This is a genomic window from Flavobacterium aurantiibacter (assembly GCF_002251775.1).
GTDB classification, from domain to species: domain Bacteria; phylum Bacteroidota; class Bacteroidia; order Flavobacteriales; family Flavobacteriaceae; genus Flavobacterium; species Flavobacterium aurantiibacter.
Genome location: NZ_NOXX01000154.1, coordinates 1 through 10,273, shown reverse-complemented (window position 1 = coordinate 10,273; position 10,273 = coordinate 1). Strand labels below are relative to the sequence as shown.

The following is a 10,273-nucleotide window of genomic DNA, read 5'->3' as shown; positions in this document are numbered from 1 at the left end:
TAACATCAAAAATCAATTAATTTAATTTCACCCAACGGGTTAAATTAAGTTTCATTTACGGCTTGTCTGCTTGCATCTTAGCCTTTTATTTTTCTCAACTAGACACAATTATCGCAAGTGAATCTGGAAGCCGCAACAAAATCAAATCTCTAGAGCCTGGTTATTATCTTTGGTTTTCAAGCATTGCTATCATGACACTTGTTTCGGGTTTTACTAAATATTCAAACCAGACAATCACTAGTTTAAAAAAATGAATGGAATATTTGTGGTAGTAGCTAATCGCAAATCAGCAAAATGCTCACATTGTAGTTAAATGATGTCAGCTAACGCTTCGGTGGAAAGAAATTAGATGTGTGCACTTTGCTAAGCTGTCAAACCGTTGAATAAAATTGTGCAACAGAATAATTAAAACAGTATAGATATGAAGATGATAATCACAAGTTTATTCCTGTTTTATTCATTTTTACTCTTTTCACAAAACAATGAAAAGCAAAATGATAATATAATTTATGACTCTAAATCAATCGATGTCAAGCCTGAATTTCCAGGGGATCTAGAGAAATTTAATACCTTTTTGGCTAATACCGGATTTCAGGCGAAAACTAAAACTGATGAAAAGACAGAAACAAAAATATATGCAATGTTTGTTGTTGAAAAAGATGGCGCGTTAAGCGACGTGAAAATCCTTGGCAAAATTGCAGCGGGTAAAGCGGAAGAATTGAAAAAAAACCTCACGACTTTACCGAAATGGATGCCAGGAAAGCAAAATGGAACAACAGTTAGAGTTCTTTATGTTCTTCCTTTGCTGAACGTTAATTAAACAATGAATGCAAAATAGTCATACTCATAGCGTAATTGTATTCGTGGACTATTCATTTAAAATCATTACAAAAATCAATATGCTTTAAATCGGTTTAAAACAGTATTGTTTTTTAGTTCAACTTCATGCTTCAAATTTATTATTACTTATAAACAAGTTTTTTAAAAGAAGTTTTGATAAAAGCACGTTAAGTTTGAACATTGTAAAACTAATTCTAATAAGTTCTAAAATCCTTAATTACAGTTAATCGTGTTTTTTGAAATGCTAGATAAATAGCTTCAAACTTCAATCCGGCCAATCCTCGTCGTCTTTCCAGTTAAAAAATAAAGTGCAGTTGTTAAGTTTTTCGCAACGCTTTTAATCAAACCGCATCGTAAATGGTAAATGACTAATTTTGGTGTTCTAACATCGGCAACCACAACTTGCTGCTATGAAGTGATGAAAAAAGTAATACTCGCATTTTTGGTATTTTCGTTTTGCAACGCCTTTGCCCAAGAAGACGCTTGGGTGTACTTTGCCGATAAACCAGATACAGAAAGCTTCTTCACCAATCCGTTGAGTTTTTTCACCGAACGCGCAATAAACCGCCGACTTCAACAAAACATAGCGCTCGACAGCAAAGACGTGCCGATCTCCGAAAGTTACGTCGCTACGGTTGAAAACAGTTCGGGTATTGTCGTTCTCGCAAAATCGCGCTGGTTTAACGCCGTGCATGTTCGCGGTAGCGTCGACGATATCAATGCGCTCCAAAACTTAACGTTTGTCTCGGAAATCGATTTTGCCAACAGCAACTTAAACGCCTCAGGTCGTTTTCAACAAAGCTTAGTAAACAAACACAATACCGAGGCTTTAACCGATTTTTCCTACGGCTTTGCCAACGCACAAATTCAGCAAATCAACGGCCAAGTTGTACATCAGTCCGATTTCACCGGAACAGGAAAAATCATTGCCGTGCTCGATTCGGGGTTTCCAGGCGTATTTACTGCTGCGCCTTTCGAACGTTTAGTAAACAACAATCGTATTCTGGGTACTTACAACTACGTTACTCGCGAAACTAACGTTGCCAACAACAGCAGTCACGGTACCGCCGTTTTGTCGACTATGGGCGGATTCATCGAAAACCAATACGCAGGAACCGCGCCCGATGCCGAATACTACCTGTTTGTTACCGAAGATGTGGCCTCCGAAAATCCTGTCGAAGAATCGCTTTGGGTTGAAGCCGCCGAAGAAGCCGATCGTTTGGGTGTCGACGTGATCAACACTTCTTTAGGTTATTTTCAATACGACAACGCCAGCTATTCCTACACTTTTGCCGATATGAACGGTGAAACTGCGTTCATTTCTCGAGGAGCCGATATCGCTTTTTCTCGCGGTATGATTGTTGTCGTTTCTGCCGGAAATAGCGGCGGATCAAGCACGCCAAACATCTCCGCACCAGCCGACGCGCAACATGCTTTTACCATCGGTGCAGTCGATAATCAAGGAAATCTGGCGTCGTTTTCGAGCGTGGGTCCTACAGCCGACAATCGGATAAAACCCGATGTGGTAGCTCGTGGCGTTACCGCCGCTGTAATCGGACCAACAGGCAGCGTTTCTGGCGCGAACGGAACCTCGTTTTCAGCACCTATCGTTTCAGGAATGATTACTTCTTTGTGGCAGGCGCTTCCTAACTTCACCAATCAACAAATAATGGATTTGATCCGAAATACAGCTTCTTCAGCTGCAAATCCGCAAAATACAATTGGTTACGGCATTCCGAATTTTGGAAACGCCCTTCAAAACGGTTTAACCACAACCGATTTTACTAAAAATACCGTACAAGTCTTCCCAAATCCGTTTTCAAACCAACTTTCGATGAGTCAGATTGAAGAAACGACTCATTTAGATGTGTTTACTGTCGAAGGAAAACGTATTTATCAAGCTCTAGTAACCGAAAATACCAGCTTGGATACCGCAAACTGGTCTAAGGGAATTTATCTGTTCGTGTTTCATCAAAACGGAAGCACTACCATCAAAAAACTTATCAAAAATTAAATGAATCCTATTTGTCAGCTATTCGGAATTCAATATCCGATAATTCAAGGCGGCATGATTTGGAATAGCGGAGCCAAGCTAGCTGCCGCCGTTTCTAATGCCGGTGGTTTGGGTCTGATTGGCGCCGGATCGATGTATCCCGATGTCTTAAAAGAGCATATCGATAAAGCGAAACAACTCACTTCAAAACCTTTCGGTGTTAATGTTCCAATGCTATATCCGAATGTCGAGGAAATCATTCAAATAATTATCGATAAAAAAGTTCCGATTGTTTTTACCTCAGCTGGAAATCCGAAATTGTTTACTGCACTTCTAAAAAGCCACAACATCAAAGTAGTACATGTGGTAAGTAGTTCGAAGTTTGCGCTCAAGGCAGAAGAAGCAGGAGTCGACGCGGTTGTTGCCGAAGGTTTTGAAGCCGGCGGACACAACGGACGTGAGGAAACCACCACATTTACCTTAATTCCGACCGTTCGGAAAGCAATTAAAATACCGCTCATTGCCGCAGGCGGAATTGCAACCGGTGGCGGGATGTTGGCGGCTCTTTCTTTAGGTGCCGATGGAATTCAAATGGGATCTCGCTTTGCCGCAACCGTTGAAAGCTCGGCACACGATAATTTCAAACAAATCATTACGCAAACAGCCGAAGGCGATACACAACTCACACTCAAAGAATTAGCGCCCGTTCGACTAATTAAAAATAAATTTTATCACGAAATACAAGAGTTGTACGCACAAGGAGCTCAGGTCGAACAACTTAAAGCATATCTGGGGCGCGCACGTGCTAAACGCGGAATGTTTGAAGGCGATTTACACGATGGCGAACTCGAAATCGGACAAGTAAGTGCGTTGATCGACCAAATTTTACCCGTTTCCGAAGTATTTACTCAAATTTTAGCAGAATTTCATCATGAACAAAAACGTGTCGCACAAATTTCACTCTAAGCCATTCGTTTGGGCACTATTGCTGGTAACGACTTTCTTTTCCGCGAAAGCGCAAGACCGACCCAAATTAGTAGTTGGCATTGTAGTCGACCAAATGAAAACCGAGTATTTATACCGATTTGCGAACGATTTCGGTTCAGGAGGATTTAAACGATTAACCTCAAACGGATTCACATTTTATAACGCGCACTTCAACTACATGCCTACGTACACAGGTCCGGGGCACGCATCGGTTTACACGGGAACTACACCGCGTTTTCACGGAATTGTTGGAAACGATTGGTACAATAAATCGATTAAAAAGAACATGTATTGTACCGATGACGCCAGTGTACGTACGTTGGGAGCCGGCGATGAAGCGGAAGGAAAAATGTCGCCCAAAAATCTAAAAGCCACAACTATTACCGACGAATTAAAATTGTCGACCAATTTCAGAGGGAAGGTAATCGGTATGAGCATGAAAGATCGCGGAGCTATTTTGCCAGCCGGACATTTTGCCGATTGTGCATTTTGGTACAGCAAAACCGGAGCTTTTATTAGCAGTACTTTTTACCGAAATGAATTACCTGCTTGGGCAACGAAATTTAACGACGAAAAGCATTTTTTGAAATATGTGCAAAACGATTGGAATCCGTTAAAGCCGTTAGCGCAATACGACGAGAGTTTAGCGGATGAAAACCCGTACGAAGGGAAAATTTTTAAGGCTAATACGGCAACATTTCCGTACGATTTGAAAAGCATGTACGAAAAAAGTGGTGCACAAATTTTGCGCGCTTTGCCTTTTGGAAACGATTTGCTAACCGATTTTGCGCTTGCTGCGATCGATGCCGAGCAATTGGGAAAAGACAATCACACCGATTTTCTGGCAATCAGTTATTCGGCAACCGATTACGTTGGGCACATCACGGGCCCGCGTTCCATTGAACTGCAAGATACGTACGTGCGGTTAGATGCTTCTCTGGAAAAATTACTGAAATATCTGGATGAGAAAGTAGGTAAGGGTCAGTATTTGGTGTTTTTAACTGCCGATCATGCTGGAGCGGAAAATCCGGTTTTTTTGAAAGATCACAAATACGAAGTTGAAAACGTAAGTTCAAAAGATTTCGTCAATAAATTAGAAGCTTTTGGATTAGCAACTTTTGGTGAAGATGTTATTGCAAATTGCAGTAACCAAAACATCTTTTTCGACAAAGATGCGCTGGCAGGAACGGGTATTTCCTTGACCGATGCCAAAAATAAAGTTCGGGATTTTGTGATGAAAGAATCCTGGGTGCTGCGCGTTTACACAGAAGAAGAAATTTTAGCTTCGTCGGGCAGTGATCCGTATTTGCAGCTTATAGCGAACGGTTATGATACCAAACAAAACGGCGAGTTGGTTATTTTAGAATCGCCCGGAACCTTGGAAGATCACACAACAGGCACGACACACGGATCTGTATTTTCGTACGATACGCATGTGCCGATTATCTTTTTTGGAAAAGGAATTACCGCCGGTAAATCCCACGAAAAGTGTGTCACTACCGAAATTGCGCCTACACTCGCACAATTGCTTCAACTGTCTTTACCAAATGCGACCAACGCCGAAGTCTTAGAAGCGCTATTCAAAAATTAATTCTAAATACTAGACGCTAACAATTACGTAAGTGCTTGTAAATTAGAATGATAATTTTAACAAAAGCAGTTTCAATCACAGGGAATTGAATGTGGTTTTGCCTGTGCACTTTCTCTGTGTTCCTATTTTTCAGTTGAGGTAGGCATTTTATGCAACAAACTTCCCATTTCACTGTTAAAACCACTTTTTTTACCGCTTAAAATCAACTACTTTTGCAACTTCTAAAACAAACACGTATGAGCGCTGTTAAAGATTTGTTTGAACGAATCCAAAATAATAAGGGTCCTCTAGGAAAGTGGGCCTCGCAAGCCGAAGGCTATTACGTTTTTCCAAAATTGGAAGGCGAATTAGGTCCGCGAATGATGTTTCACGGAAAAGAAATTTTAAACTGGAGTATTAACGATTACCTTGGTTTGGCGAACCATCCTGAGGTTAGAAAAGCCGATACGGAAGCCGCTGCCGAATTTGGCGCTGCTTACCCAATGGGTGCACGTATGATGAGCGGGCAAACCGATTATCACGAGCAGTTAGAACGCGAATTAGCCGCCTTCGTAAAGAAAGAAGCTGCGTATTTATTGAACTTCGGTTACCAAGGGATTATGTCGACAATCGACGCTCTGGTAACCAAAAACGATGTAATTGTATACGACGTTGATGCACACGCTTGTATCATCGACGGTGTGCGTTTGCACATGGGTAAACGTTTTACCTATAAGCACAACGACGTGGAGAGCATGGAGAAAAACTTACAACGTGCCACAAAACTTGCGCAGGAAACAGGCGGCGGAATTTTGTTTATCACGGAAGGGGTTTTCGGAATGCGCGGTCAGCAAGGAAAATTGCGCGAGATCGTAGCCATGAAAGAGAAGTACAACTTCCGTTTGTTGGTAGATGATGCGCACGGTTTTGGTACTTTAGGTGCAACGGGAGCAGGAGCAGGCGAGGAGCAAGGTGTTCAAGACGGCATCGATGTGTATTTCTCGACCTTTGCAAAATCTATGGCTAGTATCGGTGCTTTTATTGCTGCCGATCAAGATATTATCGATTACTTAAAATACAATTTGCGTTCGCAGATGTTCGCGAAATCGCTACCGATGATTCAAACCAAAGGAGCATTAAAGCGTTTGGAAATGTTGCGCAACATGCCCGAGTTGAAAGACAAGCTATGGGAAAACGTAAACGCCTTGCAAAACGGCTTAAAAGCTCGTGGTTTTGATATCGGCGATACCAATACCTGCGTAACTCCGGTGTACCTCAACGGTAGTATTCCAGAGGCCATGATGTTGGTAAACGATTTACGTGAGAATTACAATATTTTCTTATCGATTGTAGTGTATCCAGTGATTCCTAAAGGCATCATTTTATTGCGTATGATTCCAACAGCTTCGCACACTATGGAAGATATCAACCAAACTTTAGATGCGTTCGAAGCCGTGCGCGAAAAATTGGTAAACGGTACGTATTTGAAAATTGCCGCCGAGAAAACGGTAGACGTATCTTAACAACAAGAATAAAATTTAAAAGTAAAGGCTGCCAATGGGTAGCCTTTCTTGTTTTTAGTTCCTTAGAAAAGTAACGGTATAAAAAAACAGCTCATTCGTAACACATAACTTGATGTGCAAAAAATAAGCTGTTTTATTGACTTTTTCTGTAAAAAACGGTTTACTTCAAAGACGCCATATCAATGACAAAGCGGTAGCGGACGTCGCTTTTCAGCATGCGTTCGTAAGCCTGATTGATTTCTTGCATTTTTATGACTTCGACGTCGGAAACGATGTTGTGTTCGCCGCAGAAATCGAGTAATTCCTGCGTTTCAGCGATGCCTCCAATGAGCGATCCAGCCACAGTTTTGCGGGAAAAAACCATCGGCATCGTATTTAATTGATCTTCCAACGCGCCCAAGTATCCAACTACGACTAAACTTCCACTAACCGCAAGTGCTTGAACGTAAGGATTTAAGTCGTGCGCATACGGAACGGTGTCTAAAATAAAATCGAAGGTGCCAGCGGCGGCGGCCATGGCTTCAGGATCGGTTGAGATAATAATCCGATCTGCGCCTAATTGTTTTGCATCGGCTTCCTTGTCGGCCGATCGTGAAAAGAGCGTAACATCAGCTCCCAGGCCTTTCGCGAGTTTAATAGCCATGTGGCCGAGTCCGCCCAAACCTACTACGGCAACTTTACTGTTCGGCCCAACGTTCCAATGGCGTAAAGGCGACCAAGTGGTGATTCCCGCGCACAAAAGAGGAGCAACGCCAGCCAAATCCAATCCGTTTGGCACACGTAAAACAAAGTGCTGATCTACGACAATCGATTGCGAATAGCCGCCGTGTGTGGTTCCGCCCAGAAACTTATCGACGCCACCGTAAGTTCCGGTAAATCCGTTCAAACAATATTGTTCTAAATCTTGTGCGCAGCTGCTGTAGCTTCGGCAACTATCAACCAAACAGCCAACGGCAACGGTATCGCCAACGTGGTATTTGGTAACGGCATTGCCAACGGCGGTTACTTTACCTACAATTTCGTGTCCGGACACCACAGGATAGGTGGTAAATCCCCAATCGTTTTTCGCAAAGTGCAGGTCGGAATGACAAACACCGCAGTATAAAATTTCGATGGCAATATCGTCGGCTTGTACCTCCCGACGCGGAATTTGAATGTTTTCGAGCGCTAGATCGGGCGCATGAGTCCCGAAAGCCGCTACAGTTGTTGTATTCATAGCTTGTAAAATTTGTTCATCATAAAGGTAAGATAATATTCTTTGGCTCTTTTGTGAATTTTGGTTGGAGATTGAGCGTTTCGTTGGCTATTTTTATGAGAAGCTAGTCCCGATAGCTATCGGGAGAGAAACGAGAAGCGAGAAGCGAGACTTTATATCGTTCACCATTTTACGTATCATTTTCCCAACCTAACCACGTATCCTCGTCGCCTGAGCTTGTCGAAGGNATGGCAATCAAATAACGGTTGTTTTTAATAACATCGATTTACCGCCTTCTAACGGTAGCGAAACCGTTGGAAACGGATTTGTAACGTATCGCGTGAAGCCGACCGCTGGTTTTGACGTTGGCACTGAAATTCAAGATGCTGCTGAAATATACTTCGATTTCAATCCAGCTATAATTACACCGACTTGGAATACCAAATTTGTTGAACAATTAAGTGTTCCAAGGAAAGAAAAGCTGATTCAATTTTACACCAATCCGGTTACTGATGTTTTTGAGTTAACATTAACAAACAACAACGCCATGGCAACCGCTGCTGTATACGACTTAACAGGTTCGTTGCTAGCAACAGCTAAATCAAAGGATGGTAAACTGTTGGTGGATACCCAAAATTGGAGCAGTGGCATTTATTTATTGAAACTACAGTCGGGAGAAGAGATTGAGCACATAAAACTACTTAAACGCTAGCCCGAAATAAAAACTAAACCGATATGAAAAAACTTGTATTCTTTTTAATTCTACTAGCTCACATGAGCGGTTTTGGGCAAAATAGTGGAACAACTATTACTGTTTGTAATTTATGGGTCAGCTCGCCTGATTTGTTAGAGACTACTTTTAGCAATTATGATCCTTCAATTCATACCTATACATTGCACCAAACAACTGCTGGTGCACTAGAAAACACCAATCTAATACCTGTAGGTATTGTAATTACAACGTCTATGACTTTGTACTTAAGAATAGTTAACACAAACACGCAAGAAATTTCAATTGAAGCACTGACTATCTTAATAAGTCCTTTAATTTTATCTGGAGCGACTACCCTTGATGCGCCAACAAGTAGTGCCATTTGTTCTGTTGAATCAGGAGGTACTGCTCCTTTTACATTTACTTGGAGTATTCAAGGAGCTGTTGTTACAGAAGGGAGTATAAGCACTCTAACAATTCCATCCAATAGTCAAGCATCCATGATTACCTGCACAGTTACCGATGCTTCTGATTGTATAAGTTCAGTTTCAATGCAAGTTGTACCTTCTGCCTCAGCTTTTGACGACACAATCACGCTGACAACTAGTGAAATCGAAATTGTAACATCAAGTACTTCCGTCTACGCTAACGATTATTTGAATTTTCAATCGCTAACCTTTCCAGTGATTCAGCAACAAGTTTATCTTGAAGAAACTGGCGAAGGCTGGGATAATTTTAATCTCAACCCAAACGGAACCATAAGTGCATTGCCTGGAACGGCCGCAGGAATATACAATCTTCAGTACAGTATATTCCATGTTAATGGCGGATTTGTAGGCTCAGCCAGCATAAATCTTCAAGTATTTTATTCAGCCTTTGAGTTAATTGCTTTTGTTGATTGGGATGGAAATGGCATAAAGAGTGATGACGAACCTTTATTTACTGAAGGAAAATTCTTAATTTCTGGTTCTGATGGCACAGAACTGGAGCTATACTCTGATACAGGAACTTACGTTTATAACTCAGTATCTAATACCACTTATGGCTTTTCATATCAAGTTAACGATGGATCTTTACCATTGTTTTCATGCGAGACTTCTTTTTTGGATATAAATCCTGTTGCAGGTAGCACAACAACCTATTTTTTTCCGATAACTTCGATACCCGAAATAAATGGAGCGGTTTCATTAATAAGCTATCAAACACCTTCGCCTGGATTTACAAGATACTACGAGGTAAAAGTGAAAAACATAGGGTCCTTACCAATCGTAAATGCAGTGCTCAACGTTCAAAAACCAGAGAATTCAACTCTAGTAAGTTATTGCAATACTTGCATAGCCACTGCCGACGGTTTTCAAAAGACAAATATTACGCTTGCACCTTTCGAACAAGCAGTTTTGCCTTTCGAAGTTCAATTCAACACCATACCAAACATACAACTAGGTGACTACGT

8 protein-coding genes and 1 pseudogene are annotated in these 10,273 nt (G+C 41.5%); 8 read left to right on the top strand and 1 reads right to left on the bottom strand.

The genetic code is table 11. The features are described 5' to 3' along the window. Nucleotides 1-421 precede the first annotated feature (421 nt). The 5 genes from CHX27_RS03695 to CHX27_RS03675 all read left to right on the top strand — a co-directional run bounded on the left by CHX27_RS03695 (nucleotide 422) and on the right by CHX27_RS03675 (nucleotide 6,913). A complete protein-coding gene (locus CHX27_RS03695) occupies nucleotides 422-820 on the top strand; it encodes a hypothetical protein (protein ID WP_094485417.1) in 399 nt (132 codons plus the stop codon). 438 nt (nucleotides 821-1,258) lie between these two features. Then, nucleotides 1,259-2,854 carry a S8 family serine peptidase gene (locus CHX27_RS03690; protein WP_094485418.1) on the top strand — a complete coding sequence of 532 codons (1,596 nt, stop codon included), beginning with the start codon at nucleotides 1,259-1,261 and terminating at the stop codon, nucleotides 2,852-2,854. Next, a complete protein-coding gene (locus CHX27_RS03685; RefSeq protein WP_094485416.1) occupies nucleotides 2,855-3,799 on the top strand; it encodes an NAD(P)H-dependent flavin oxidoreductase in 945 nt (314 codons plus the stop codon). It begins immediately after the preceding gene. Further along, on the top strand, nucleotides 3,777-5,411 hold the full coding sequence (pafA, locus tag CHX27_RS03680) for an alkaline phosphatase PafA (RefSeq protein ID WP_243388954.1): 1,635 nt from the start codon (nucleotides 3,777-3,779) through the stop codon (nucleotides 5,409-5,411). Before CHX27_RS03685 ends, pafA begins: the two co-directional genes overlap by 23 nt. 236 nt (nucleotides 5,412-5,647) lie before the next feature. Continuing rightward, the gene (locus CHX27_RS03675; protein ID WP_094485414.1) at nucleotides 5,648-6,913 is read left to right on the top strand and encodes an aminotransferase class I/II-fold pyridoxal phosphate-dependent enzyme; all 1,266 of its coding nucleotides are present in this window, start codon (nucleotides 5,648-5,650) and stop codon (nucleotides 6,911-6,913) included. A 160-nt stretch (nucleotides 6,914-7,073) separates the two neighbouring features. Here CHX27_RS03675 and CHX27_RS03670 read toward each other — a convergent pair whose 3' ends face one another. After that, nucleotides 7,074-8,129: an NAD(P)-dependent alcohol dehydrogenase gene (locus tag CHX27_RS03670; RefSeq protein WP_094485413.1), complete on the bottom strand. Its 1,056-nt coding sequence runs from the start codon at nucleotides 8,127-8,129 to the stop codon at nucleotides 7,074-7,076. 235 nt (nucleotides 8,130-8,364) lie between these two features. Between CHX27_RS03670 and CHX27_RS15995 the strand changes: the two are divergent. The 3 genes and pseudogenes from CHX27_RS15995 to CHX27_RS03660 form a co-directional block, all read left to right on the top strand. Next, a pseudogene (locus tag CHX27_RS15995) lies at nucleotides 8,365-8,538 on the top strand (DUF7619 domain-containing protein); the annotation flags it as partial. Continuing rightward, nucleotides 8,527-8,820 carry a T9SS type A sorting domain-containing protein gene (locus CHX27_RS03665; protein WP_449403960.1) on the top strand — a complete coding sequence of 98 codons (294 nt, stop codon included), beginning with the start codon at nucleotides 8,527-8,529 and terminating at the stop codon, nucleotides 8,818-8,820. The pseudogene CHX27_RS15995 and the gene CHX27_RS03665, both read left to right, overlap by 12 nt. A gap of 23 nt (nucleotides 8,821-8,843) precedes the next feature. Next, on the top strand, nucleotides 8,844-10,273 hold a 1,430-nt coding region (locus tag CHX27_RS03660; RefSeq protein ID WP_207758928.1), incomplete at its 3' end, for a hypothetical protein.